At 59.1% G+C, this 26,410-nt stretch carries 23 protein-coding genes and 1 pseudogene; 20 read left to right on the top strand and 4 right to left on the bottom strand.

Annotated features, from left to right (window positions below; all coding sequences use genetic code 11):
* Nucleotides 1-143: 143 nt before the first annotated feature.
* The 3 genes from ACYZTW_RS00395 (at nucleotide 144) to ACYZTW_RS00385 (ending at nucleotide 1,948) form a co-directional block, all read left to right on the top strand.
* Complete coding sequence (locus ACYZTW_RS00395) at nucleotides 144-311, top strand: rubredoxin (protein WP_103398534.1); 168 nt, start codon at nucleotides 144-146, stop codon at nucleotides 309-311.
* A gap of 20 nt (nucleotides 312-331) precedes the next feature.
* The gene (locus ACYZTW_RS00390; protein ID WP_462003302.1) at nucleotides 332-1,480 is read left to right on the top strand and encodes an NAD(P)/FAD-dependent oxidoreductase; all 1,149 of its coding nucleotides are present in this window, start codon (nucleotides 332-334) and stop codon (nucleotides 1,478-1,480) included.
* A 192-nt stretch (nucleotides 1,481-1,672) separates the two neighbouring features.
* Nucleotides 1,673-1,948, top strand: a complete 276-nt coding sequence (locus ACYZTW_RS00385; RefSeq protein WP_003213368.1) for an HU family DNA-binding protein — start codon at nucleotides 1,673-1,675, stop codon at nucleotides 1,946-1,948.
* 156 nt (nucleotides 1,949-2,104) lie between these two features.
* Here the strand turns inward: ACYZTW_RS00385 and ACYZTW_RS00380 are convergent, their stop codons facing one another.
* The 4 genes from ACYZTW_RS00380 to tssI form a co-directional block, all read right to left on the bottom strand.
* A complete protein-coding gene (locus ACYZTW_RS00380; protein WP_462003301.1) occupies nucleotides 2,105-2,440 on the bottom strand; it encodes a DUF2388 domain-containing protein in 336 nt (111 codons plus the stop codon).
* 324 nt (nucleotides 2,441-2,764) lie between these two features.
* Nucleotides 2,765-3,160 carry a DUF6124 family protein gene (locus ACYZTW_RS00375; RefSeq protein ID WP_462003300.1) on the bottom strand — a complete coding sequence of 132 codons (396 nt, stop codon included), beginning with the start codon at nucleotides 3,158-3,160 and terminating at the stop codon, nucleotides 2,765-2,767.
* Between the two features lie 385 nt (nucleotides 3,161-3,545).
* The gene (locus tag ACYZTW_RS00370) at nucleotides 3,546-4,214 is read right to left on the bottom strand and encodes a DUF2931 family protein (protein WP_462003299.1); all 669 of its coding nucleotides are present in this window, start codon (nucleotides 4,212-4,214) and stop codon (nucleotides 3,546-3,548) included.
* Nucleotides 4,207-7,647 carry a type VI secretion system tip protein TssI/VgrG gene (gene tssI / locus ACYZTW_RS00365; RefSeq protein ID WP_462003298.1) on the bottom strand — a complete coding sequence of 1,147 codons (3,441 nt, stop codon included), beginning with the start codon at nucleotides 7,645-7,647 and terminating at the stop codon, nucleotides 4,207-4,209. The genes ACYZTW_RS00370 and tssI overlap by 8 nt, the downstream gene beginning before the upstream one ends.
* A 704-nt stretch (nucleotides 7,648-8,351) precedes the next feature.
* On the opposite strand from tssI, the gene tssA reads away from it, so the two are divergent.
* The 17 genes and pseudogenes from tssA to icmH all read left to right on the top strand — a co-directional run bounded on the left by tssA (nucleotide 8,352) and on the right by icmH (nucleotide 26,410).
* The gene (gene tssA / locus ACYZTW_RS00360; RefSeq protein ID WP_462003297.1) at nucleotides 8,352-9,908 is read left to right on the top strand and encodes a type VI secretion system protein TssA; all 1,557 of its coding nucleotides are present in this window, start codon (nucleotides 8,352-8,354) and stop codon (nucleotides 9,906-9,908) included.
* A gap of 32 nt (nucleotides 9,909-9,940) precedes the next feature.
* Nucleotides 9,941-10,444 carry a type VI secretion system contractile sheath small subunit gene (gene tssB / locus ACYZTW_RS00355; RefSeq protein ID WP_008150078.1) on the top strand — a complete coding sequence of 168 codons (504 nt, stop codon included), beginning with the start codon at nucleotides 9,941-9,943 and terminating at the stop codon, nucleotides 10,442-10,444.
* A gap of 28 nt (nucleotides 10,445-10,472) precedes the next feature.
* The gene (tssC, locus tag ACYZTW_RS00350) at nucleotides 10,473-11,948 is read left to right on the top strand and encodes a type VI secretion system contractile sheath large subunit (RefSeq protein ID WP_462003296.1); all 1,476 of its coding nucleotides are present in this window, start codon (nucleotides 10,473-10,475) and stop codon (nucleotides 11,946-11,948) included.
* A 14-nt stretch (nucleotides 11,949-11,962) separates the two neighbouring features.
* The gene (gene tssE / locus ACYZTW_RS00345; RefSeq protein WP_008150080.1) at nucleotides 11,963-12,370 is read left to right on the top strand and encodes a type VI secretion system baseplate subunit TssE; all 408 of its coding nucleotides are present in this window, start codon (nucleotides 11,963-11,965) and stop codon (nucleotides 12,368-12,370) included.
* A 10-nt stretch (nucleotides 12,371-12,380) separates the two neighbouring features.
* Nucleotides 12,381-12,674, top strand: a pseudogene (locus ACYZTW_RS00340) (PAAR domain-containing protein); the annotation flags it as partial.
* A 1,144-nt stretch (nucleotides 12,675-13,818) separates the two neighbouring features.
* Nucleotides 13,819-14,202 (top strand): hypothetical protein, encoded by a 384-nt coding sequence (locus ACYZTW_RS00335; RefSeq protein ID WP_462003295.1) that lies wholly within the window; start codon nucleotides 13,819-13,821, stop codon nucleotides 14,200-14,202.
* Nucleotides 14,203-14,222: 20 nt separating this feature from the next.
* Entirely contained in the window at nucleotides 14,223-14,606 is a 384-nt protein-coding gene (locus ACYZTW_RS00330) for a hypothetical protein (RefSeq protein WP_462003294.1), read from the top strand.
* Between the two features lie 20 nt (nucleotides 14,607-14,626).
* Nucleotides 14,627-15,010 (top strand): hypothetical protein, encoded by a 384-nt coding sequence (locus tag ACYZTW_RS00325; protein ID WP_197281763.1) that lies wholly within the window; start codon nucleotides 14,627-14,629, stop codon nucleotides 15,008-15,010.
* 66 nt (nucleotides 15,011-15,076) lie between these two features.
* Nucleotides 15,077-16,864: a type VI secretion system baseplate subunit TssF gene (gene tssF / locus ACYZTW_RS00320; protein ID WP_462003293.1), complete on the top strand. Its 1,788-nt coding sequence runs from the start codon at nucleotides 15,077-15,079 to the stop codon at nucleotides 16,862-16,864.
* Nucleotides 16,828-17,835, top strand: a complete 1,008-nt coding sequence (gene tssG / locus ACYZTW_RS00315; protein ID WP_462003292.1) for a type VI secretion system baseplate subunit TssG — start codon at nucleotides 16,828-16,830, stop codon at nucleotides 17,833-17,835. Before tssF ends, tssG begins: the two co-directional genes overlap by 37 nt.
* 13 nt (nucleotides 17,836-17,848) lie before the next feature.
* Nucleotides 17,849-20,497: a type VI secretion system ATPase TssH gene (gene tssH, locus ACYZTW_RS00310; RefSeq protein WP_462003291.1), complete on the top strand. Its 2,649-nt coding sequence runs from the start codon at nucleotides 17,849-17,851 to the stop codon at nucleotides 20,495-20,497.
* A gap of 10 nt (nucleotides 20,498-20,507) precedes the next feature.
* Nucleotides 20,508-22,028: a sigma-54 interaction domain-containing protein gene (locus tag ACYZTW_RS00305; protein WP_462003290.1), complete on the top strand. Its 1,521-nt coding sequence runs from the start codon at nucleotides 20,508-20,510 to the stop codon at nucleotides 22,026-22,028.
* A 306-nt stretch (nucleotides 22,029-22,334) separates the two neighbouring features.
* On the top strand, nucleotides 22,335-22,475 hold the full coding sequence (locus tag ACYZTW_RS00300; protein WP_008150087.1) for a hypothetical protein: 141 nt from the start codon (nucleotides 22,335-22,337) through the stop codon (nucleotides 22,473-22,475).
* A gap of 17 nt (nucleotides 22,476-22,492) precedes the next feature.
* Nucleotides 22,493-23,689 carry a type VI secretion system-associated FHA domain protein TagH gene (gene tagH, locus ACYZTW_RS00295; protein WP_462003289.1) on the top strand — a complete coding sequence of 399 codons (1,197 nt, stop codon included), beginning with the start codon at nucleotides 22,493-22,495 and terminating at the stop codon, nucleotides 23,687-23,689.
* 5 nt (nucleotides 23,690-23,694) lie between these two features.
* Nucleotides 23,695-24,195, top strand: coding sequence for a type VI secretion system lipoprotein TssJ (gene tssJ, locus ACYZTW_RS00290; RefSeq protein ID WP_462003288.1), 501 nt, complete (start codon nucleotides 23,695-23,697; stop codon nucleotides 24,193-24,195).
* Nucleotides 24,196-24,197: 2 nt separating this feature from the next.
* Nucleotides 24,198-25,529, top strand: coding sequence for a type VI secretion system baseplate subunit TssK (gene tssK, locus ACYZTW_RS00285; protein WP_462003287.1), 1,332 nt, complete (start codon nucleotides 24,198-24,200; stop codon nucleotides 25,527-25,529).
* 5 nt (nucleotides 25,530-25,534) lie between these two features.
* Entirely contained in the window at nucleotides 25,535-26,410 is an 876-nt protein-coding gene (gene icmH / locus ACYZTW_RS00280) for a type IVB secretion system protein IcmH/DotU (RefSeq protein WP_462003286.1), read from the top strand.

Here is a 26,410-nt window from a genome sequence, read left to right as displayed (position 1 = left end):
TTGATTGATCCGGCCGGCCATTGCGTCGAACAGGCTTGCATCTGCCGGGCCCGATCAGTACAAAACGCGCTGAGCCGGACGGCAGCGCTCCAACCATCGACCGTTCGCGCCGGCAAAAGCCTGAATCCTGAGGATGTACGTGAATGAAAAAGTGGCAATGTGTGGTCTGCGGCCTGATCTATAACGAAGCCGACGGCTGGCCGGACGACGGCATTGCGCCGGGCACGCTGTGGCAGGACGTGCCGGCAGACTGGCTGTGCCCGGACTGTGGCGTAGGCAAGATGGATTTTGAAATGATCGAAATCAACTAAGACATTTAGAGGAGTAAGGAATGAACGCACCTGTCGTGATCGTCGGCACCGGGCTGGCTGGCTACAACCTGGCCCGGGAGTTTCGCAAACTCGATGGCGAAACCCCGCTGCTGCTGATTACTGCAGATGACGGACGCTCCTATTCCAAGCCGATGCTCTCCACCGGTTTCGGCAAAAACAAGGACGCCGACGGCCTGAGCATGGCCGAACCCGGCACCATGGCCGAGCAATTGAAGGCCGAAGTGCGTACACACACGCGCATCAGCGGCATTGACCCTGGCCACAAGCGCTTGTGGATCGGTGAGGAAGCGGTGTTTTACCGTGACCTGATCCTCGCCTGGGGCGCGGAAACCGTGCGAGTGCCGATCGAAGGCGACGCAGCGGACGCCGTTTTCCCGATCAACGATCTGGAAGATTACGCACGCTTTCGCGCAGCGGCGGCCGGCAAACGCCGGGTGTTGTTACTGGGTGCCGGCCTGATTGGTTGTGAGTTCGCCAACGACCTGATCGTCGGCGGCTACGAGGTGCAACTGGTTGCACCGTGCGAGCAGGTGATGCCGACGCTGCTGCACCCGGCGGCAGCCGCTGCGGTCCAGGCCGGACTGGAAAGCCTCGGCGCACGCTTCCACCTCGGGCCGGTGCTCAACCGCTTGCAGCGCGTGGCTGACGGCCTGGAAGCGCATCTCTCTGACGGTCAGGTGATTCCTTGCGACGTGGTTGTTTCGGCTATTGGTCTGCGTCCGCGCATCGACCTGGCGGCTGCGGCCGGTGTGCAGGTCAATCGCGGCGTGGTGGTCGATCGTCACCTGAAAACCTCCCACGCCAATATCTATGCCTTGGGCGACTGCGCCGAAGTCGATGGGCTGAATCTGTTGTACGTCATGCCCTTGATGAGTTGTGCGAGAGCGCTGGCCCAGACCCTCGCCGGCAACCCGACGGTGGTGAGTTATGGCCCGATGCCCATCACCGTGAAAACCCCGGTCTGTCCATTGGTGGTTTCACCGCCGCCACGGGGTTTGGAGGGCGTCTGGACGGTCGAAGGGCAGGGCGCGGACATCAAGGTATTGTGCCGCGATGCCAGCGGCAAACTGCTGGGTTATGCCCTGACAGGCGCGGCGGTGATGGAAAAACTGGCCCTGAACAAAGAGCTTCCGGCACTGCTGGCGTAAATACCGGTCGTTCTGTCGGAATCACCCCTCTTTTGCCCTTACAAAGGTCGCGCCGAGACTGGCGCGGCTCTTCGCTGCGTGCCATCCTCACTCCCGTCTGCCGCAGAGTAGAGCACCTGCGGCGCTTTGGGCGCTGTTCCAACGAGAACAGCACGGACATAACAACAAAAAACCGTCAAAGGGGCTTCACTAATGCGTAAACCAGAACTCGCCGCTGCAATTGCTGAAAAAGCAGACCTCACCAAAGAGCAGGCCAACCGCGTTCTCAACGCCGTTCTCGAAGAAATCACCGGCGCTCTGCACCGCAAGGACAGCGTCACGCTGGTGGGCTTCGGTACCTTCCTGCAACGCCATCGCGGTGCCCGCACCGGCAAAAACCCGCAAACCGGTGAGCCCGTCAAAATCAAGGCCAGCAACACCGTGGCATTCAAGCCAGGCAAGTCGTTGAAAGACAGCGTTAATCCGTAATCAGTATTCCCGGCCCGCATTGCGGGAGAGCGGAATAAAGAATGGGCATGCCAACTTGGTTGGGTGCCCATTTTTTTATGCCTGACGAGGGTAATGCCGATTAGTCAAGCCAAGACGCGATCCGTGTAGCAGCTGGCGAAGCCTGCGTTCGGCTGTTCAACCATAGGTAGCTAATACCATGTGGGCAAACTCTTTCTTGCTTGGCTGAAGATCAGCGTGCTGCTCCAAGTGCGCGCGCCATGCAGATTCAAGCATGGGTCCATCAAGATCGCCGTCGGTAGAGATATAAGCAGCGGCATCGTCCTGTACCGCCTGGACGTAGTGTTTGGAGAGGCCATCCTTGGTGGCGTTCGACGTCGAAACAAACGGCCCGACCGTTGTGAAGAACAACCCGTATCCAGTTGTTGCCGAGTAATCAAGGGGGCCGATTTCGCAGCGACCATAGCGGCAAAATTCAGCCCGAACAGAGGCGCTAGCTACGAGTGTAAACATGGCGACCCAATAGCACCCAAATGCCACGGTCCATTTTTTATTGTGTCGAGTAGCCATGATCTGATTGAACCCCCTGTTTATTGGCGCGCTTCCATGAACGATGTGCCGCACCCACTCAACATTGAGTGTGCCTGTGCAAAGTAACGAGGCAGAGAGGTACTTCAAGACCAACGAGACCAAACCGGACGCGTCCTACATGTGTTCCGGAAACAGGGAAGGTAACTGTGGTGGTTTTAGTGTTCCCAGCTGTGTGCTGGGCACCGTGACGAGAAAAACCCCGATGGAGAGGAACACACCAATCGGGGTTGCTTGCCACTTGGCGAGTTAGCCGCCTTTGCTTTGTTGCTTGGCGAAAATCGCCGCCATCTCGGGTTCATCCAAATGATCCAACGCTCGCTCCACCAACAAATGCACCCCGTCGGCCATTCGGCTGAGCGCCAGGGCTACGGAACGACGGGAACCGTCCACATCGTCGGCGAGGTTGGCGGCGATGGCGCTGATGGACAGCAAATCTTCCGAGGCATTGGCGAGAAGGGTTTCAGGGTTGATGCCCGGGCAGACGCTGAAGAGTTGGCCGTTGCGTTTTGGTGGTTTGGGGTCGGCTGGCGGGAAGTGATGGTCGAGGGCGCGCTCGGCGGCTTCGTTGAGTTTGTTTGAATCGGGGCTTTCGTAGGGAGAGACCGGATCGGTGTCGGGTGGGTTGGGTGTGACCTTGAACATGATCTTCAATTCCTTGAATGATGCTGACAACACTTCGCCGACTAAACGAAGGGGTGGCAGCTGTACGCAGGTTAGTCGGACCGGGGAATTGAAGAAGCCGGCGCACCCGAAGGTGCCCTACGCACAGCCACCATCAAATTCAGGTACGAATACCTGTCTGACGGATGCTTGTGCATCTTCAATTACCAGCGGGCGACTAAACCCGATCACTGATGGGCAGTGACAGGAACCAAGTTACCGACCGACCCCAAGGCGCACAAGCCGGCGGATTCTGGCGTAGCTGTAGGCAACGACGCAAGGTGTTGTAGCTTGCAGGAAGTAACCTTGAGGCGTTTTAAACAAGCTCTGGCGAGCGGTGTTTAACCATCGTAAATGTTGGCATTCCTTACCAGCTTCCATAGGGAATTCCGAACTTCTTTATGTAAGCCTCAGATGTCTCAGACAAGGGTCGATGCTTGCCACCGGATTTTCCTTCATAGGGACCTCTTGGGTTAATGGTTCCTTCGACTCGTGCAATCTCGACTGCCTTCAAGCAAGGTCCGCCCAACCAGACCTTGGCAATACCGCCCGGCGCTAGACCAATGCCAATGTCATCGCGGTAGTCGGTAATCCACTTGCCATCAGCCCTGCAAAAGGCTTTTTCGGGTTTGCGCATGATCTCCCGAGCTGATTCGGGGATGACGATGTAAGCCTCGTAAGTTTGTGGCTCCACCAGCGATTGCCAACGTACGTAGATCAACCGTGGTAGATCAGCACCTGTGACATGGCGCCCTTTCCCGCCACCGTTACTGCTGACCCATCCTCTGGCAATACCCCGATTATTCGGAGGTTTTGGCACAGAGGCGATACCACCTCCCGCACCTCGGAATACTCGCTCCTTTATATCCACCACGTCTGCGGTTTCAATCCAGACTTCCATGTAAGCAGGTGCTGAAAACCCCAAAAACCACGGTAAGCCCTTATCCGATTGAGCGAAGCTCTGCGAGCTGCCAGTAAAGAGCAAACCAAACAATAAGCCCGCGCTTTTGGTGAAAAGGCAGACTGAATTATTCATTGGGATGAACCACTCGTTTGCTGTGTTTGGCTGGCCTGTTGATAAAAACAATGTTTGTGTCGCTGCTGTTGAAATCTTTGGCTGCGTTCCAGTGAGCTGAGATGTGGATATAGCGACTGCGTAACAGTGCTCTTTCTTCAACCGTCAATCCTTCGGTTTTTGTGTCGCCAAGAGCATAGGCTTGCAGCTTTTTGTGGATGAGCACCAGATCTGCAGGCAGGGCTAGTTTCGGGTCGTTGGCGTCAATGATGTCGAACGGTACATCGTGTCGGATTGCAAGCTCGCGCATGATTCGTAAATAGACCAGCGACAGTTCGCCGCGCACCGGGCGTTCAATGAATGCAGCTGCAAAAACCTTCTTCTGTGGATCGGTATTGGTCGTATCTTTCCTTCTTGGTAAGGGCAGCGGCCTTTCCCAATGCTCCACTTTGATTTTGTTGCCCGGACCGTCGAAGTCGATTACGCCTTTTTCATACCAGGCGAATACCTCTTTTTCGGCGGAAAGGTAAGCGGCACTTCGGGTTGCATCCATGCTCTCGCTCACGGTGCTTGTAGAGGGCTTACCCAACAGGAGTTTTTCCTTGGCAATTGGCAAATAACCGCCGCCGAGGTCCGAGTGCACGCCGGGCAAAACCAGGTCTGTATCACCGAGGCTATTAAGGGCGAAATTTTCACGGACTTCGTCGCGAGCGACTAGGTGCACAACCTTATTGGCGCAGTCATCCGGGAGTTTAAGATTAGCGAAGGGGTTTCTGCTGTTGGCACCAGTGAAGTCGAGTACCCACGGGTTGGCGATGGATGCGACAGTATCGAACAGGCCAATGAACTTGATGGTGACATCAGTTTTGAGACGCCAGTTGAAGTTACTGGACAAGACCGGAGAACCGGCCGGCAGTGACTCCGCAAGAATGTTTTGCTCGCCCTTGAGCACTTCATTTGCAAAATGTCGCGCGGCTGCCGCACCTCGGCTGAAGCCGAAAATATCGAATTCAATCCGATCAATTTTCATCCCTGGGTTCTTTTCCTCCAGTCGGCGTATCTGTTCCATGATAAGCGCTGGACTCTGTTCGACTCGGGCCGCCACACCTGTTTCGCCAGTCCCCGTTGCTTGGGAGTAACGTGAGTCTTCACCACCGCTCGTGGTCCCGATGCCCTCAACATAAATGGCGATCGATGTCTTCGTTGCTTCTGGCAACAGCGTTTCGTCCACTCGGTCTTCATAGAGTTTGTAAAGCCGCACAATGTTGCTCACATCATTCCCATAACTATTGTCCGGCGAGCTCCCGTTGCCGTCGTACCCGTAAGCTGCACAATGCTTTTGTATTTCCTCGGCAACCTCTGCCAGGTTGACGTCCGGGGCATAGCACGCCGCTACTGTTTCGCTGTTGGCTTTGTTGTTTCCCGTGCCATCGAAGAACATGCCAATCCGCAAAGTAATTCCTTCTTCTTCGACTTCTTCCTCCTCTTCCTCCAGCTCATCCGACACTTCGTCTTCCAATGGCGCAGGCGCAACGGACGCCAACAACCCCGCCACTGTCCCTGGCAACAACGCATGCGCAGCCAGACCTTCCACCGGTGAACCGTCGTCCTCAATCTCGCTGCTGCTGAACACCCCATCACCATCGATCACGATATGGTGACCACCCGCCTTCAACGTAATGCTGGCGCCCGCGTCCAGCACCAGACTGGCGCCAGCTTTGATATGCACATGCTCGCCAGCCTCAACCACCAGCGCTTCACCAATTCGCGTATGGCTGCTCCCGGCAATCTGTAGATAGTCGCTGGCCTTGAGCTGAACCTTGCGATCAGCCGTAACCGTGCGATGTTCTTCAGCGCCGAGCACCGCGATGCTGTTGCCCTTGATGGTTTCCCGACGCTCGTTACCCACGTCCAATCGGCTGTCGTTCTCGACCTTCTGCTCCATATCCCGCTGGGCACGCAGGTAGATCAACTCCTGCCCGGCGCGATCCTCGATCGACAGTTCGTTGTAGCCACCGTTATGCGGAGAACTGTGGCTGCGCAGCACGGTTCTGGTTTTGTTCTCGGGCAAGGGGTAAGGCGCCGGCGTGACCTTGTTGATCAGGCAACCGGTTATCACCGGATTATCGGGATTGCCTTCGAGGCAGGTGACGAGGACTTCCATGCCGATACGCGGAATGGTCACCGCGCCGAAATTGTCCCCCGCCCAGCTGGATGAAACCCGCAGCCAGCAACTGCTTTTTTCGCTGTTGCGCTCAGCGCGGTCCCAATGAAATTCGACTTTGACGCGACCATATTCATCGCAGTAGATCTCTTCACCAACAGGCCCGGTGACTCGGGCGGTCTGGCAGACCAGTGTCAGTCGTTGTGCAGGCATCGGTGGTCGATAAGACACATCCCATGGAATCGCGCTGAAGCTGTTGCGGTAGCCCTGGGTGAAACCGTCCTCAGGTTCGGTAGCGCTGGTGACCGACTCTTCAAGCACCTGAGGCTGTTTTCCGGAGTGGGTGACGCCGAGTAACAGCCATAGGTCGTTGTAGGTTTCGCGTGGGTGATCCGTCAGGCTGAAAAAGTGGCCGCTGCGCAGAGATGGTTGATCGCTTTCGCCCTCCGCCAATTGGTAATCGGCGCGGTGCCGTTCCAGTGCCTGCCGGGCGAGCTGATTACCGCGCTTTTCGTTCTCGAAGAACAGTGGGTAGCGATAGTCTTCCAGCTCGGGGCTGAACTCGGCGGAAAAGCGACTTTCCCGCAACAAGCTGGGGTGTTTCAGGTCGTAGTCGCGGCGGGTGACCATGCTGGGGCGGGTGCTGAAACACATGGATAACTGGCTGACGACCGGATGCTCAGCCACCATGCCGGAGTCTTGCTGATAAGGGGTTTCGCCCAGTTTGGGGAAGAAGGTCTGGTCATCGGTGAACACCAGCACATGGCCTTCCCGCGAATGCTGGTGATGCCACGTAATGCCGTCCTCGGCGCAGAGCCGCTGGACGAACAGAAAATCACTTTCCCTGTATTGGGTGCAGTATTCGCGCTCGGGACTCGTTCTGACGTGGAAGATAAAAGCATCGGCCTGGATGCCATGCTCCTTGAGTACCTGAGCGATGATTTGTGGCACCGTCTGGCCTTGAAAAATCCGCTGGTCGTGGCTGAACTGCAAGTAGTGCAGCGCCGGCACCAGGTTCACGCGATAGCGGGTCAGGCGCTTACCGACATCGCCCACGGACACCCCTGCGATATGGCCATGAATGCCTTCGCCTTTAATGCCGAATTGCAGAAATGCAGGTTGGTTGAGCAGGCTCTCCAGATCGAAATCGGGGTACTCGCTGACCAGTTCTACGTGAATTGAGTACAAGGCGCTGATGGTTTCAGTGCCTTTGAAGGCCAGTACTTTGAAGTCGTTGCGAACCGTCGGGATCACAAGGGTGAATTGAGCGGCATTAGCCGGTGCGAACATGCGCTTATCCTTTTGCTTCGTAGTCGCTCGTCCTTGAGCGGAGGGAAGTGAAGATCGCGGCGCGCAGCCATACCTTGGCCTGAGCACGCGATGATGCTCTGCACGCTAACAAGGCAAGAAAAAGCTGGATGTAAGACTGGGCCGGAAACTCGGTGAGATGTTTCCGTATGTCAGAATATTGCGTCAGTGTCAGCGAAGTTCAGGCAACAACACGGTGTGTTACCGAACTTGAGCATTTATTCAAATTGAAAGTGCCATCAAATTGATGGCACTTTTTAACGTATCAATTGTCCGATCCCGTTTTTTTTAAAATTTCGGAAACAATTCGGAGGTTTCCTACATTCATCCTTGCTAATTATTGGCATGCTGCGCACCTGTCACGGGGAGTGAGGCTCACTATCCCTGTCGGATTTGACGGACCGCTCTGCGTCAATGGTTTCAGGGCTATCAGGTGAAGTGGTGATTATTAATGCGGCATCGGGGAATCCCCTTGCACATATAGGGACATCTCCTACAGGCAATAAACAACACTTCGTCTTGTTGTTTAATCGGATGCTTGCTAGTGGCCATCATTGTGATTACGATGCGCGCACTTGAAAGAGCACGAACTCAATTGGATGAGACTCATCGCAGCTCTTTGATACTGTCCCGCGCCCCGGAAACTCCATTAGGCGTATGACCGTAATCCTAAATAAAGGCCATGGATGTCCTACTCAAGCAAACTTTCGGCTCATTATCTTGAACTCGCAAAAGCCTCTGTTTCCAAAGAGAATTTCGCGGGCGAGGATGTTCGCTTTTCGAGCGAATATGAGGCATTGGAAAGCGAGCTGGCGAAAGCTTCATCCATGCACGAAAGCGGTCAGATCGACTGGCTGAAAATCCGCGAAAACAGCGAAAACCTCCTGCGCACCCAGTCCAAGGACTTGCGGGTCGGCGCCTGGCTGACCTGGGCTCTGTACCAGCGCGAATCCTTTCAAGGACTGCTCGCTGGCCTCGGTTTGCTGCACTACCTGTGCGAAAGCCACTGGGCCGAAGTCCACCCGAACAAGGCCCGCACCCGCTCCGCTGCCATCAGTTGGTTGGTACCGCGTCTTGAGCAGGTGCTCAACGAAAACGTCGCGATCAAAGAGCAGCTGCCGCTGTTCCGCCGTCTGGTGGAACATCTGGAAGGCCTCGATGCTGCCTGCACCGAACACCTGGGCGACGATGCGCCGTTGTTGCTGCCGATCTCACGCCGTTTAAAAAACATGGTCCAGCGTGCCGCTGACAACCAGCCGGAACCCGGTGTGGTCGGCGCGGCGGTGGCCCAGGTCAAACAAGCCGCCACGCAGCTGTTCACTCCCGGCGCGCCGATCGACAACGAGAAAGAAGCCCACAAGGCCCTGCGCGCCCAGCAAGAAAACGCCCGTCCGCTGTGTGCCTGGTGGCTCAAGCAGAAAGCCACCGACCTGCGCGCCTTGCGCCTCAATCGCACACTGTTGTGGCTGCCCATCGACGCGGTGCCCGAGCGCAACGCCGAGCAAATCACTGTTCTGCGCGGCTTGCCAGCCGACAAGCTCAAGTCCTACCAGGACCGTTACGACCAGGCCAAATACGCCGATCTGCTGGTGGAACTGGAGGCGAGCCTGGCGAAGGCGCCGTTCTGGTTCGATGGCCAGCGAATGGTCTGGGAGTGCCTCCAGGGGCTCAACGCCGAGATGGCTATGCGCGAAGTGGAAATCCACTTCGCGCTTTTGATTCAGCGCCTGCCCGGCATCATCGAATTGCGTTTCCATGACGGCGCCCCGTTTGCCGATCCGGCCACCCGCGCCTGGGTCAGCGCCCACGTCATGCCGCACCTGCAAAGCGCCAGTGCGCCGCGCAAGGTCGAAGTCGCCGACACCCAGCCGGCCTGGGAGCTGGCCTTGGAAGAAGTTCTGCCGATCCTGCGCAAGGACGGCCTCAAGGCTGCCGTGCAGATTCTCAAGCAGGGCCTGCAAAGCGCCCACGGCGGACGCGTCCGGTTCTTCTGGCAGTTCGCCCTCGCGCGGCTGTGTTTCATGGCCAAGAAATACGAACTGGCCAGGACCCAACTCGAAACCCTCGACCAAACATTACAGGACTCAGGCCTGCACGCCTGGGAGCCCGATCTTGCGCTGGAAGTGCTGCATTTACTGCATAGCTGCTGCGAGTTGTTACCGCAGAACCATGCCGTACGTGAACGCAAGGAAGAGATTTATCGCAGGCTGTGCCACCTCGATCTCGAAGTGGTACTCGAATAGGCCCCAGGGCCACAACCGCAAGGAGAAAAGCCATGGCCAAAGAAGGCTCGGTAGCCCCCAAGGAACGCATCAACGTCACTTTCAAACCTGCCACCGGTGGTGCACAGGAAGAGATTGAACTGCCGTTGAAACTACTGGCAATCGGTGACTACACCCACCGCAAGGACGAACGCAAAGTCGAAGATCGCAAGCCGATCAGCATCGACAAGATGACCTTCGACGAAGTGCTGGCCAAGCAAGAGCTGACCCTGACGTTGAACGTGCCGAACCGCCTTCAGGAAGAGGGCAGCACTGAAGAGTTGGGCGTACAACTGCGCGTCAACTCGATGAAGGACTTCAACCCGGCCAGCCTGGTCGAGCAAGTGCCTGAGTTGAAAAAACTGATGGAACTGCGCGACGCGCTGGTGGCCCTCAAAGGCCCGCTGGGTAACGCGCCTGCGTTCCGCAAAGCCATCGAAGGCGTTCTCGCCGACGACGAATCCCGCGGTCGCGTACTGGGTGAGCTGGGCCTGAACGCCGCAGCCCAGGACGCCTGAGTCTCCATCAGCCAAGGAAGCCAACACAATGAGCACTAGCGCAGCACAGCAAAAGAGCAACGAGAACGGCGAATACAGCATTCTCGACAGCATCATCGCCGAAACCCGCCTGACGCCGGACGACGAAGCCTACGACATCGCCAAGCGCGGTGTGTCGGCCTTCATCGAAGAGCTGCTCAAGCCGCAAAACAGCGGTGAGCCGGTCAAGAAAGCCATGGTTGACCGCATGATCGCCGAGATCGATGCCAAGCTCAGCCGCCAGATGGACGAAATCCTGCACCACCCTGACTTCCAGTCCCTGGAATCGTCGTGGCGTGGTCTGCAGTTGCTGGTCGACCGCACCAATTTCCGCGAAAACATCAAGATCGAAATCCTCAACGTCTCCAAAGAAGACCTGCTGGACGATTTCGAAGATTCGCCGGAAGTGATGCAGGCTGGCCTGTACAAGCACATCTACACCGCTGAATACGGCCAGTTCGGTGGTCAGCCTGTGGGCGCGATCATCGCCAACTACTTCATGTCCCCAAGCTCGCCGGACGTGAAACTGATGCAGTACGTGTCCAGCGTTGCCTGCATGTCGCACGCGCCGTTCATCGCGGCGGCCGGCCCGAAATTCTTCGGCCTGGAAAGCTTCACCGGTCTGCCGGACCTGAAGGATCTGAAAGATCACTTCGAAGGCCCGCAATTCGCCAAATGGCAGAGCTTCCGCCAGTCGGAAGACTCCCGTTACGTTGGCCTGACCGTGCCGCGTTTCCTGCTGCGTAACCCGTACGACCCGGAAGAAAACCCGGTCAAATCGTTCGTGTACAAAGAAACCGTCGCCAACAGCCACGAGCACTACCTGTGGGGCAACACCGCCTACGCGTTCGGCACCAAGCTGACCGACAGCTTCGCCAAATTCCGCTGGTGCCCGAACATCATCGGCCCGCAGAGCGGTGGCGCGGTTGAAGACCTGCCGTTGCACCATTTCGAAAGCATGGGCGAAATCGAAACCAAGATTCCTACCGAGGTTCTGGTTAGCGACCGTCGTGAATACGAACTGGCCGAGGAAGGCTTCATCTCCCTGACCATGCGCAAAGGCTCCGACAACGCGGCGTTCTTCTCCGCCAGCTCGGTGCAGAAGCCGAAGTTCTTCGGCATCAGCGCAGAAGGCAAGGCAGCAGAGCTGAACTACAAGCTCGGCACCCAACTGCCGTACATGATGATCGTCAACCGTCTGGCTCACTACTTGAAAGTGCTGCAGCGCGAGCAACTCGGTTCGTGGAAAGAACGTACCGACCTCGAGCTGGAACTGAACAAGTGGATCCGCCAGTACGTGGCCGACCAGGAAAACCCAAGCGCCGAAGTGCGTGGCCGTCGTCCACTGCGCGCTGCCCAGATCATCGTCAGCGATGTCGAAGGCGAGCCTGGCTGGTACCGCGTCAGCCTGAACGTGCGCCCGCACTTCAAGTACATGGGTGCCGATTTCACCCTGTCGCTGGTTGGCAAGCTGGACAAAGAGTAAGCGGAGCCTAACTCATGACTGGATACGGCAGCCTTTTCGAACGCCTGGGTGGCGACGCGGACAAACGCGTCGGCTGGAGCCGCGAGGTCTCCGCCATGGCGTCCGTGGCTGCCCATCTGGCCAAGATGCTCAGCACCCGTGCGGGCAGCGTGCAAACGCTGTCCGATTACGGGCTACCCGATCTCAATGACATGCGTCTGAGCCTGCACGACTCCCTGAGTCAGGCCCGTCTGGCCATCGAAAATTTCATCGAAGCCTACGAGCCACGCCTGAGCAATGTGCGTGTCATCTCCCTGCCGCGTGACCACGATCAGCTTCGCCTGTCCTTCAGCATTGAAGGCTTGCTGGAAGTTGATGGTTTCAAGCGTCAGGTCAGTTTCGCCGCGCGCCTGGATGGCAGCGGTCAGGTCAAGGTCAACTAAGGAGACTCCGATGTCCGGTAAACCCGCAGCCCGCGTCACCGACCCCACCGCTTGCCCGCTCCCCGGCCACGGCACCAACCCGATCGCCGCCGGTTCCGGCGACGTCTTCTTCGACGGCCTCGCGGCCGCCCGCCAAGGCGATGCCTCGGCGTGTGGTGGTGCGATGGTTGGTGATCTTGCGACGACGGTTTTGATTAACGGAAAACCGGCGGCCACCGTGGGTTCGGTGGGGAGTCATGGCAACAAGGTTACGGCGGGTTCCGGGACGGTGATTATCGGGAATTCGCATTCGCCGGCGCCGTTCTCCGGGATTGTCGCGAGCGCCCTTGGGGCTGTGGTCGCGGCATTGATTCCAGAGGCCCGTGCCGATGAAAAGAAACTCGATTACCGGCTGAAGCTGAAGTCTGGCGGCAATTCGGTTCTGACGCCGCTGGAGGTTCCGGATTTCGCTGAACTGAAAACCGGCGCATCGAAAAACCGTGAGCTGATCGATTTCGTCATCGACAACCGCAAGGCCGCTGCCGACACCGTGAAGCTGGAAGTGCTGGACGGTGAAAAACTGATCTACGCCGAACCCAATACCGCAGTGTTCCTGCCGACTGGTGAGCACTCATGGCAGTGGGACGGCTACGACACCGCCGGCATTCTCGATACCCGTGTGCTGAAAAACCCGAACCTTAAAGTGCGTCTGACCGCGACTCAGGGCGGCGAACAACAGGTCACCGATTTGACGCTTGAGTGCTCGGCGCAAGAAGTGAAGTGGGTTGATGTTCGGGTTGATCGGAATGCGAAGACGGTTGAAGTTGTGTTGCGGCCCAAGTTTTCCGATGGCGGTTCGACAGGTTCCGTAACGGGAGCACCGCATACGCCATATGCAACCTTGGAAGGCTTTGCCAAAGAAGGTATCGAGCGTTACTGGTCGCGCGATGGCAGTCGAGGGCAGGGCATTTCAAGCGGTATCACAACTAGCAAGGGCGTTTACAAGGTCAAGGTGAAGGCTGACGTTAATGCCCAGCCTTCGGCCGGCAACTTTCCTCTCGTCGACAATTTGTCGAAAGAAGGTGGTCGCTCTACCAGTCTGGCGCTGTTTCGCAAGATTCATCACAACATGGGCATGTACTACGCGGCCGCTGTAAACAGCGGACTGAGCGGTATCGCCTCTGCCACGAGCACCGCTAACGACGACTTCAAATACACCGCCGCCCATGAGTTTGGGCATTTCATCCTGAACGAGTATGGCGGTGGCGTGATCCCGATGTATTCCTGGACCCACAAGGATTCTTCGACGCTGGGGCAAAGCATCAAGCCCGATCATCCTGAGCCGACGTCCGGTGAAATCGATGTCATGAACTACTACAGCGGTTATCGCTCCATTGACTTCTTCAGCCGCGTTGCCGCTGCCGAACAAGATGTGAAAAGCCTTCTGTGGCTGGCCAGGGTCGAATTCGATGATTAAGTTCGCCGCCTTCAGCCTGCTTTTCGTTTCCCTGACCAGCTGCGCGACACAACAGGTTTACAACAACCATGTTTATGTCGAAAACCGCTGCGGCCAAGCTTTGGAAATGAAGATATCCAACGGCTCCAACTTGCATACGCAGTTGCGCAATGTGAAGTCGGCAGCGGGCTCCCGGGCGCTGGTAGCGAACTTTGCCTCTTATGGCGAAGACGTGATCGAGCAAATCCCGGCCAACTATTCGCTGAAAATCACCGATACCGTTGGAAGCAAAGTGATTGATGGCGCCCAGCTGAAACAGCGCCTGAGCGGCGTGGAGAAGATCAGCGACGGCACTCAGCGTGAGTGGACGATCAACGATACGTCGGTGTGCCCATGAAGCTGCCAAGGATGACTTCGATGATTAAGTACATCGGTTGCGCCGTGCTGCTGTTCCCGCTGACGGCTTGCACCTCGCAGCAGCTCTACCGTGACGAAATTTATCTGCAGAACAGCTGTGCCAGTGCGCTGACGCTGAAGGTTTCGCACTTTTCGAATTGGGGGCCGGTTGTTGGCGACTATGTCGCGCCGGTCGGCGCCCGACAAATCATCGGCAGCTATATCTCGTATGACAAAGACTCGGTGGTGCGCATTGCCGATGATTACGAACTGCTGATCAACACCGCTAGTGGCTCGAAGGTCATTCATGCGCAGGCATTAAGAGCGGCCCTTGAAGGCAAAACACCGGTGAGACAAGGCGATATCAGCTCCTGGACGATCAACGATGCATCGTTCTGCCCATGAAGCCTTCAAGGATGAATTCGATGTTTAAGTGGACCGGTCTTTTTGCCTTCTTCGTGTCATTGACGGCCTGCGCTGCGCAGCAGGTCTACCGCAACGATGTGTACCTGCTCAACACCTGCGGAGTCCCGCTGGAGCTGTCCCTGGCCCATGACTCCAACTACGACGATCAGCCCCGCAGCTTCAGGCTGAACCCGGACGAGCGCCGTTCCATCGCCAACTACACGTCGGCGGGCAAGGACGTGTCGGGCCAGATAAGCGACCAGTACAGCCTGTCGATTAAAAGCGCCAGCGCCGTCAAAACCATTGATGGGCAAGCGCTGCGCACGGCTTTGGCGCGGGTTGAGAAGGTCGAAGAAAAAGCCGTGCGTTCATGGACTGTCGATGACCGTTCTTTTTGCCCATGACGCACGCAGTTGTTGGATGTTCCGGCTCTGAAAAATTTTGCAAAAACGACAAACAGGTAACCCCCCGTGTCCTTTAACCACTACTACCAAAGCGAACTCACCGCACTTCGCCAGTTAGGTCGTCGATTCGCCGAGCGTAGCCCGGCGTTGGCGCCTTTCCTGGGCCAGGCTGGTCGGGATCCGGACGTGGAGCGGTTGCTCGAGGGCTTCGCTTTCTTGACCGGTCGCCTGCGCCAGAAGCTCGACGACGAACTGCCGGAGCTCAGCCACTCGCTGATGCACCTGTTGTGGCCCAACTACATGCGGCCGCTGCCGGCGTTCAGCATTTTGCAGTTCGATCCGTTGAAGCGTTCGGGTCCTGCGTTGATGGTCGAGCGCGATACGCCGGTGGAGAGCGTGCCGATCGATGACGTGCGTTGCCGCTTTCGCACCTGCTACCCGACGGAAGTCTTGCCACTGGATCTGGCCGCGCTGAATTACTCGGTGAAGGGCGACGGTTCGCTGTTGAGCCTGCGTCTGGAGATGAGCGCTGACGGTCACCTCGGTGAGCTGGAGCTGAGTCGTCTGCGTTTGCACTTTGCCGGTGAGCGCTACATCAGCCAGATGCTCTATCTGAGCCTGCTGCGCAACCTGGAAGGCATCGAGCTGATCCCGCTGGACGGCGCCGGCAAACCCATAAATGGCGTCAACGGCACGCCGATGGCGTTCAAGATGCCGGGTGACCGCGTGCAGCCGGTCGGGTTTGCCGAAGAAGAGGCGTTGATCCCGTATCCGCTGAACACCTTCCGTGGCTACCGCTACCTGCAGGAATATTTCGCCTTTCAGGACAAATTCCTGTTCGTCGACATCAACGGTCTGGACCTGCTCAAGGCCCTGCCGGAAGACACGCTCAAGCAGGTGCGCGGCCTGGAATTGCGCTTCGATATTCGCAAGAGCGGCATCCTGCGCATGCGTCCGACGCTGGACAACGTGAAGCTCTACTGCACGCCCATCGTCAACCTGTTCAAGCACGACGCACTGCCGATCCGTCTCGACGGCAAGCAAGACGAATACCTGCTGCTGCCCGCCGAATTCGATCTGCAAAACTGCGGCGTGTTCTCGGTGGAAACCGTCACCGGCTGGAAGCCTGGCGGCCTCGGTTACCAGGAATACGTGCCGTTCGAATCCTTCGAGCATGACCCGAGTTTCGACGTGCCCAACAGCCGTCCGCATTACAGCATCCGCCAGCGTTCGTCTTCGTTGCACAACGGCCTCGACACCTACCTGAGCTTCGGCATCCGCCACACCGAAGCCCACGAAACCCTGTCGATCGAGCTGATGTGCACCAACCAGAACCTGCCCAAAAAACTCAAGCTCGGCGACATCAGCCAAGCCTGCGAAGAGACGCCAGAGTTCCTGAGTTTCCGCAACATCACCCCGGCCACGCCCAGTTATGCGCCGCCGCTGAACCGCGACTTCCTCTGGAAGCTGATCAGCAACATGTCGCTTAACTATCTGTCGCTGGCCGACGTCAATGCGTTGAAGGTGATTCTCGAAACCTACGACCTGCCGCGCTACTACGACCAACACGCTGAAAAAGTCAGCAAGCGTCTGCTGGGCGGGCTCAAGTCGATCAAACACCAACACGTCGACCGCTTGCACCGAGGGTTGCCGGTACGCGGGTTGCGCACTGAGCTGACCATCGACCCGGAAGGGTATATCGGCGAGGGCGACCTGTTCGTTTTCGCTTCGGTTCTTAACGAGTTTTTCGCGCTCTACGCCAGTCTCAATTCGTACCACGAGCTGCGGGTAAAAAGCACACAGGGAGAGGTGTACCAATGGACACCACGTATGGGCCTTCAGCCGCTGCTTTAAGCGGACTGACCCGAGGAATACGCGAGTACTCGCTGTTTCAGGCTGTGCTGCTGGTGGTTGACCGGCTGCGCGAGGCCCACCCGCACCTGAGCCAGGATGATTTGTACGACCAGCTGGAATTCCAGGCCAACCCGAGCCTGGGTTTCCCAGGCAGCGACGTCGATCGCGTGGAGTTTTTCCACGAGCACGGGCAGATGCGTGCGCGCCTGCGCTTCAACCTGATCGGCCTGGTCGGTTCCGGTTCGCCACTGCCGGCTTTCTACGGCGAGCAGGCCCTGGGCGATAGCGAAGACGGCAACCCGACCCGCAACTTCCTCGACCTGTTTCACCATCGCCTGCAACGGCTGATGCTGCCGATCTGGAAAAAATACCGCTACCGCGCAAGCTTCCAGAGCGGCGCCCTCGACCCGTTTTCTTCGCAGCTGTTTGCGTTGATCGGCCTCGGTGGCGAAGAAATCCGCAGGGCCCAGGAGCTGAACTGGAAACGCCTGCTGCCGTACCTAGGCCTGCTCAGCTTGCGGGCGCACTCGGCGGCGCTGATCGAAGCGGTGCTGCGTTACTACTTCAAGCATGCCGAACTGACCATCGAGCAGTGCATCGAGCGTCGAGTCGAAATCCTCGACGAGCAGCGCAATCGCTTGGGCCGCGCCAACAGCCTGCTCGGCGAAGACCTGGTGCTGGGCGAACACGTGCGCGACCGCAGCGGCAAATTCCGCATTCACATCCGCGAACTCGACTGGCAACGCTTCCACGAATTCCTGCCCATCGGTTTCGGCTACCAGCCGCTCTGCGCGCTGGTGCGGTTCACCCTGCGTGACCCGCTCGATTACGACATTCGCCTGGTCCTGCGCCAGGAAGAAATCCGCGAACTGCGCATCGGTGAGCAGAACGCTTGTCGCCTGGGATGGACCAGTTGGCTCGGCCGCGAAAAAGCGGACGGCGTGGTGACCCTGGGCAGCAAAATTCATTAAGGACAGATGACCAATGATCAACGTAGACCTGCAACAACTTATCCAGGCGCTGGACGCCGAAACCCGTCGTGACCTGGAAAGTTCGGCCGAACGCTGCGTCGCCCGTGGCGGCAGTAAGATCCTCGTCGAAGACTTGCTGCTGGGCTTGCTGGAGCGCCCGCAAGGCCTGCTCGCACGCGCGCTGCAAGACGCCGAAGTGGATGCCGGTGAGCTGAGCGCCGCGTTGCAATCGCGGGTCGAGCACAGCGCTTCGCGCAACCCGGTGTTCGCTCCGGAACTGGTGCAGTGGCTGCAAGACGCGTTGCTGGTGGCCAACCTTGAATTGGGCCAAAGCCAGGTCGAGCAAGCCGCGTTGATCCTCGCGCTGTTGCGCAACCCGATGCGCTATGCCGGCAGCCGCTACCAGTCGTTGTTGGCCAAACTGAACATCGAGCGCCTGAAAGAATTCGCCCTGTCGCAGAAAGAACAACCGGCCACGGGCAAACCGGCCGTGCCCGGCGAATCGCTGCTGCAGCGCTTCACCCACAACCTGACCCAACAGGCTCGCGACGGCAAACTCGACCCGGTGTTGTGCCGCGATGGCGCGATCCGTCAGATGGTCGACATCCTGGCCCGTCGCCGCAAAAACAACCCGATCGTGGTCGGTGAGGCCGGTGTCGGTAAAACTGCCATTGTCGAAGGGCTGGCCTCGCGCATCGCGGCCGGTGAAGTGCCGCAAGTCTTGAAAGGCGTCGAGTTGCTGTCGCTGGACATGGGCCTGTTGCAGGCCGGCGCCAGCGTCAAAGGTGAATTCGAGCGTCGCCTCAAAGGCGTGATCGACGAAGTCAAAGCCTCGCCGAAACCGATCATCCTGTTCATCGACGAAGCCCACACCCTGATCGGCGCGGGCGGCAACGCCGGCGGTTCCGACGCGGCCAACCTGCTCAAGCCAGCGCTGGCCCGTGGCGAGCTGCGCACCATCGCCGCCACCACGTGGGCGGAGTACAAGAAGTACTTCGAAAAAGACCCGGCCCTGGCCCGTCGTTTCCAACCGGTGCAACTGCACGAACCGACCGTCAGCGAAGCGGTGACCATCCTTCGTGGCTTGGCTCAGGTTTACGAGAAGAGCCACGGCATCTACCTGCGCGATGACGCGGTGGTTGCGGCGGCCGAGTTGTCTGCTCGCTACCTCGCGGGCCGTCAGCTGCCGGACAAAGCCGTCGACGTCCTCGACACCGCGTGCGCCCGTGTGCGCATCAGCCTCGCCGCCGCCCCGGAAAGCCTCGAACGCCTGCGGGGCGAGCTGGCTGAAGGTGGCCGTCAGCGTCAGGCCCTGCGCCGTGATGCCGAGGCCGGTCTGCTGATCGATCACGAAGCGCTGGACGCTTTGGAAGATCGACTGGCCGACGCCGAAGACGAAAGGGTCGCGCTGGAAACCCTTTGGACCGAGCAGAAAGAACTGGCTGAGCGCCTGCTGGACCTGCGCCAGCAACTGGCCAAGGCGCGCGAAGCTGCCGCCGTCGAGCCCACCGTCACGGTTGAAGAAGACGCCGAAGGCACCGTGATCGAAACGCTGCCAGTGGACGAAGCGCAAAGCGTTGAAACCCTGGAAGCCGCGCTCAACGAAACTCACAAGGCGCTGACCGAGCTTCAGGTCAAAGAACGTCTGGTGAGCTTCGAAGTCTGCCCGCGTCTGGTGGCGGAAGTGATCAGCGCCTGGACCGGCGTGCCGCTGGCGCAACTGGCCCGTGAGCACAACGCCAAGATCGCGAGCTTCGCCGCCGACTTGCGTACTCGCATCCGTGGTCAGGAACAAGCCGTTCACGCACTGGACCGCTCGATGCGCGCCACCGCTGCCGGCCTGAACAAACCTGATGCGCCAGTCGGTGTGTTCCTGCTGGTCGGCCCGAGCGGCGTCGGCAAAACCGAAACCGCGCTGGCCCTGGCGGATTTGCTGTACGGCGGTGATCGTTTTATCACCACCATCAACATGTCCGAGTTCCAGGAGAAACACACCGTCTCGCGCCTGATCGGTGCACCGCCGGGCTACGTCGGTTATGGCGAGGGTGGCATGCTCACCGAAGCCGTGCGGCAGAAGCCGTACTCGGTGGTGCTGCTCGATGAAGTCGAGAAAGCCGACCCGGACGTGCTCAACCTGTTCTACCAAATCTTCGACAAAGGCGTGGCCAACGACGGCGAAGGGCGCGAGATCGACTTCCGCAACACGTTGATCCTGATGACGTCGAACCTGGGCAGCGACCGCATCAGCGAGCTCTGCGAAAACGGCGCACGGCCATCGGCCGAAGTGCTCGAAGAAACCATCCGCCCTGTGCTCAGCAAACACTTCAAACCAGCGCTGCTGGCGCGCATGCGCGTAGTGCCTTACTACCCGGTGGGCGGCCCGGTGCTTCGCGAGCTGATCGAAATCAAACTCGGTCGTCTGGGCGAACGCCTGAACCGTCGTCAGCTGGATTTCACCTACTCGCAAGACCTCGTCGATCACCTGGCCGAACGCTGCACCCAAAGCGACAGCGGCGCGCGCCTGATCGACCATTTGCTGGACCTGCACGTGCTGCCGCTGGTGGCCGACCGCTTGCTCGATGCGATGGCCACCGGTGAAAGCCTCAAGCGTGTCCACGCGACGCTCGACGGCAACGCCAGCGTGACCTGCGAGTTCGCCTGAGGTGGGTGTGATGTTCACTCAAGTGCCGCAACCGCTGGTCTATGCCGAAGCCTTGCTGGCGCAATTCGCCAGCCTGTCGCGGGCGGCGGACGGTTCTGCGCTGCTGGGTGACTTCGTGCGCGGGTTGGCCGAACTCAGCGGTTGCGAGTTGACTCAGCTGTACCTGTTGGACGCGACTCACACGTGCCTGGGGATGAACGCCGAATGCCTCAACGGCATCCTGCAACCTCGGGAAGCGGCGAGCCTGCCGGCGGATTACAACGGTGAACAACTGCTGCAATTCGCCCTGTGCCAGAGCCGCGTGGTGTGCCTCAGCGAGCTGAGCGGCAGCCTGCACGAAACCGGTTTCCTGCCGCCTCAAGCCACGCCTTGGCAGTCGCTGTTGTGCGTGCCGCTGGTCAATCAGCAGAAAGCTGTCGAAGGCTTGCTGCTGTGTGCCAGTCGCCGGCACATCGACCTGCAAGGCTTTGCCGACTCCCTCGGGCAGTTGGGCTCCTTCGTCCTCGGTCAACTGCATTTGCTGCAACGTCTGCGTCAGCCTACCGGTGATGTACGACCAATGAAGGTCAGCGTCCCGAGCGCCAGCGGTTACGGTTTGATCGGCAAGAGTTCGGCCATGCGCCAGACCTATTCGCTGATCAGCAAAGTCCTGCACAGCCCGTACACCGTGCTGCTGCGTGGCGAAACCGGCACCGGCAAGGAAGTGGTCGCGCGCGCCATTCACGACTGCGGGCCGCGCCGTTCCCAGGCGTTCATCGTGCAGAACTGCGCGGCGTTCCCCGAGAACCTGTTGGAAAGCGAACTGTTCGGCTACCGCAAAGGTGCGTTCACCGGCGCCGACCGTGATCGCGCCGGGCTGTTCGACGCAGCCAACGGCGGCACCTTGCTGCTGGATGAAATCGGCGACATGCCGTTGTCCCTGCAAGCCAAGCTGTTGCGGGTTCTGCAGGAAGGCGAGATCCGCCCGCTGGGCTCCAACGACACCCACAAGATCGACGTGCGCATCATTGCCGCGACTCACCGGGATTTGTCGGTACTGGTCAGCGAAGGCAAGTTTCGCGAGGACTTGTACTACCGCCTCGCGCAATTCCCGATCGAGTTACCGGCCTTGCGTCAACGCGAAGGCGACATCCTCGACCTGGCCCGGCACTTCGCCGACAAGGCGTGCTCGTTCTTGCAGCGCGATGCGGTGCGCTGGTCCGATGCGGCGCTGGATCACCTGTCCGGTTACACCTTCCCCGGCAACGTGCGTGAACTCAAAGGCCTGGTCGAGCGCGCGGTGCTGCTGTGCGAGGGCGGTGAGTTACTGGCCGAGCATTTCTCTCTGCGCATGGAAGCCATGCCGGAAGACAGCAGCGGCCTGAACCTGCGCGAACGCCTGGAACAGGTCGAACGCAGTCTGTTGCTCGATTGCCTGCGCAAAAACGACGGCAACCAAACCCTCGCGGCCCGCGAACTCGGGCTGCCACGCCGCACGCTGCTGTACCGCCTCGGACGCCTGAATATCAATTTGGGTGATTTCGATGGTTGATCTGGATTTCTACAACCCGACCTCTCAGGTTGGAATGCCCCCTGTGGCCAGCGCATTCCCTGTGGCGAGGGGATTTATCCCCGTTCGGCTGCGCAGCAGTCGCAGTCCAGTAAACGCGGTCTGCCTGAAAAAATGGGGTAGCCGGTTTTGGGGCCGCTTCGCGACCCAGCGGGGACAAGTCCCCTCGCCACAGGAGTTCGGCTCAAAGTCCCTGACTAGAGCTTTGAAATCTACCGCATTCGCTTTCGATAGCGCCACCCAAACGGGTCGGCGCTTTGTACTTTGTCTACCCCTGGAGACCCTCTGATGTCTGTTCGTCACTGGCAAGCCGTCCTGCTGACCCTCGTCGTTCTATGCGGCCTCGGCGGCTGTAGCGGCAATTACAAATACAACGACAACACCTATCGCCCATTGGGTGATCCGCAGGCGGTCAATCGCGGCAAGTGACCGCAAGGAGTATCACCATGGAACTGGTTTTCGAAATGCTGAACACCAAGCAGTTCGTGCCCACGGATTTGTGCCAGAAGACCTTCAAACAGGCCGGAGGCGTGATCGGTCGGGGCGAGGATTGCGACTGGATCATCCCGGACCGCAAGCGTCACCTGTCCAACCATCACGCTGTGATCAGCTATCGCGAAGGCACGTTTTTCCTGACCGATACCAGCAGCAACGGTATCCAGGACAGCGAAAGCGGCGCACGCCTGCGCAAGGGCGAAGCGATGCGCATCGAGCACGGCAGTGTCTACGTGCTGGGTGACTTCGAGATCCGTGCGCGGCTGGTGCGTGACCCGGCGACCTTCGACGTTGAAGTCGGCCGTCCGCAAGCGGCAGGCAGCATTATTCCGGACGATGCGTTTCTCGATCTCGACCCGCTCAATGCCCTCGATCAGCAAGAGCGTGTGTACTCGGAAATCGACGAACTGATCTCCCCGAGCACGACCATCGAGGACACCCGTCAGCGCGCCGACTATGCGCGCATCGACATGGAAAGCCTGATGGTGCCGGAGCTGATCAACGCCCCGGCAGAGCCAGCCCCGGCGCCACCGCCCAAAGCGGTCGAGCGTCAGAGTGAAGGTTTCTGGGAGCACTTCGGTGCGGCACTGGGCGTGGACCTCAAAGGCCTCGACCACGATGCCCGCGAAGCCCTGGCGCTGAACGCTGCACGCCTGCTCAAGCAAAGCGTCGGCGGTTTGCAGCAGAGCCTGCGCACCCGCAGCGAACTGAAAAACGAACTGCGTCTGGCCCAGACCACCGTGCAAGGCACTCACAAAAACCCGCTGAAATTTGCCGTCGATGCCGGCGAAGCGCTGGGCATTTTGTTGCAGCCGAACAAGCCGGGCCAGTTGCCGGCCGAGCAAGCAATTTCCCGTGCGTTCCGCGATTTGCAGGCACACCAAGTGGCGTTGCTGACCGCCAGTCGCGCTGCCGTTCGCGGCACGCTGGAGCACTTCTCGCCACAGCAATTGACCCTGCGATTCGAGCGCGACAACAAGCCGTTGCTCGCCACGTCCGGCAGTCGCTGGAGAGCTTACGGTCGTTATCACCAGGCCCTGCGTCAGGACGATGACTGGAGCGAGCGCTTGCTGGCCCGCGATTTCGCTCAGGCTTACGAAGAACAGATCCGCCTGATTTCCACCCTTCACACCGACCACCAAGGATGATGCGCATGTCTCGCTGCTCGACCGCTTTTTTCAAGACGCTGACGGCGCTCGCGGCCCTGGTGCTGCTGGCCGGCTGCTCGTCGCTGTCGCCGTATTCCAACGTCACCAAACTCAACCTGAAGCTGACTGCCAGCGATCAGCTGAACCCGGACCTCAACGGGCGTCCGTCGCCGATCGTTGTGCGTCTGTTCGAGCTCAAGCATCCGGTAACGTTCGAGAACGCTGATTTCTTCAGCCTGTACGAGCGCGCCAAGGAATCCCTGGCCCCGGACCTGGTGGCCAGCGAAGAAATTGAACTGCGTCCAGGTGAAACCGTAGAGATGAAACTCAGCGTGGAGGAGGGCAGTCGCTACGTCGGCATCCTCGCCGCCTACCGCGATCTGCCGGAAACCAAATGGCGCTACACGGTGCAAGTCACCCCGGTGGAAGTCACCGACGCTGATCTGACCCTCGACCAGGCCGGTATTCGCAATAGCAACGAAACGCTCGCCAAGGCGGATGACTGATCATGAATTCCCATAAAGTGATTTGGCAGGAAGGCATGTTGCTGCGCCCGCAGCACTTCCAGCACAACGATCGCTACTACGACCACCAGATGAAGACCCGCACGCAGTTGCTGGGCAGCTACACCTGGGGCTTCCTGAACCTGGACATCGACTTGCAGTTCCTCAACATGGGCAAACTGGTGATCAGCCAGGCCTCGGGGATTCTGCCGGACGGCAGCCTGTTCGAACTCGGCGGCAACACCGAACCGTTGGCGCTCGACGTGCCGCCAAACACCGGTCATACGCCGATCTACCTGGCGCTGCCACTGGTCACCGGCAACCACATCGAGTCGCGGCGTCCGGAGCAATCCGACGTGCTGGCGCGCTACACCGCGTACGAAGCGGAAGTCGCCGACTCCAACGCTGGCGACGATTCTACCAGCCAGGTCAGCTGCGGCCGCCCGGACTTCAAATTGTTGCTCGGTGAGCAACAGAGCGACCAGGCCTACGTGAAACTGAAGGTCTGCGAAGTGCTCGACACCACGCCCGACGGCGTGATCAGCCTCGACCCGGACTTCGTGCCGACCTACATTCAGGCGCATTCTTCCAGCTATCTGCTGTCGTGCTTGAAAGAAGTGATCAGCATGCTCGGCCACCGGGGCGACACCATCGCCGAGCGCATCCGCTCCAACGGCAAAGTCGGTGGCGCGGAAGTCGGCGACTTCATGATGCTGCAACTGATCAACCGCACCGAACTGCTGCTGCGCCACTACCTCGGCCTGGAGCAGGTTCACCCGGAAGAGTTGTACCGCACGCTGCTGACCATGCTCGGCGATTTGGCGACCTTCTCCAGCGACAGCAAACGCCCGCGTCTGGACAGCCGTTACCAGCACAGCGACCAGGGTGCGAGTTTCCGCAAACTGATGGAAGCGATTCGTCAGGTGCTGTCGATGGTGCTCGAACAGCACGCCATCGAACTGGTCCTGCAAGCGCGCCAGTACGGGATCATCGTCTCGCCGTTGCACGACCACAAACTGCTGGGCTCGGCCTCGTTCGTGCTCGCCGCCAGTGCCAACTGCGACTCCGAAGAACTGCGCCATCGCTTGCCGGCGCACCTCAAGGTCGGCCCGGTGGAGCGCATTCGCCAACTGGTCAACCTGCATCTGCCGGGCATCAAGGTCAAACCGTTGCCGGTGGCCCCGCGGCAGATAGCGTTCCACTCCAACAAAACCTATTTCATTCTCGAACTCAGTTCCGAAGACCTGGCACAACTCGAGCGCTCCGGCGGCTTCGCGTTCCACGTGTCCGGCGAATTTGCCGAGCTTGAACTGAAATTCTGGGCCATCAGGAACTGACCGACATGATCAAGGACATGGAACACAACCAGGACGATAAAACCGTCCTGCTCGACCGCCAGGGCCACGGCCCGGCGCAGAGTCCGCTAACAGATTTTGCTGCACCGCCACGTTTTGAGCAGCTCGAAGAACGGATGATCTACGCCGCGCGTTTGCGCCCGGCGGAAGCGTTCAACATCAGCCTCAATTCGCTGGTAGCCGCCGCGTCCGACCTGTTGTCGGAAGTGGTGCGGCTCAAGCACAGCGACACTCGCGAAGACATGTACGCGCTCAACGAGCGACTGACCGCCGGACTGAAACTGTTTGAAGTGCGGGCGCTGCACAACGGCGCCGAAAGCAGCCAGGTGATGGCCGCGCGTTACGTGCTCTGCACCGTGGTCGACGAAGCTGTCGTGACCACACCGTGGGGCAACGAAAGCGAGTGGTCGCAGATGAGCCTGCTCAGCAGCTTCCACAACGAAACCTTCGGCGGCGAGAAGTTCTTCCAGTTGCTGGATCGCCTGTCAAAAAACCCGGTCAAGCACCTGCCGATGCTGGAGCTGATGTACCTGTGCCTGTCGCTGGGTTTCGAAGGCAAGTACCGCGTGCAAGCCCGCGGCATGCTCGAACTCGAAGGCATCCGCGACGCCTTGTATCGTCAGATTCGTCAGTTGCGCGGCGACGTGCCTCGCGAACTGTCGCCCCATTGGGAAGGCTTGAATGATCAGCGCCGCAGCCTGGTGCGCATCGTGCCGGCGTGGATGGTGGTGCTGTTTACCGTGGTGTGCCTGGTGGTGATGTATTCGGGCTTCGCCTGGGTATTGGGCGAGCAACGCGAAACCGTTCTGCAACCTTATCAGCAGCTTGATCCGGCCACGGTTCAGCCGCAGTCGCAGCCGTAA

The organism is Pseudomonas sp. LB3P25 (assembly GCF_054897985.1).
Note: the sequence above shows the minus strand (reverse complement) of the source record. Positions and strands in the feature narration are given on the sequence as shown.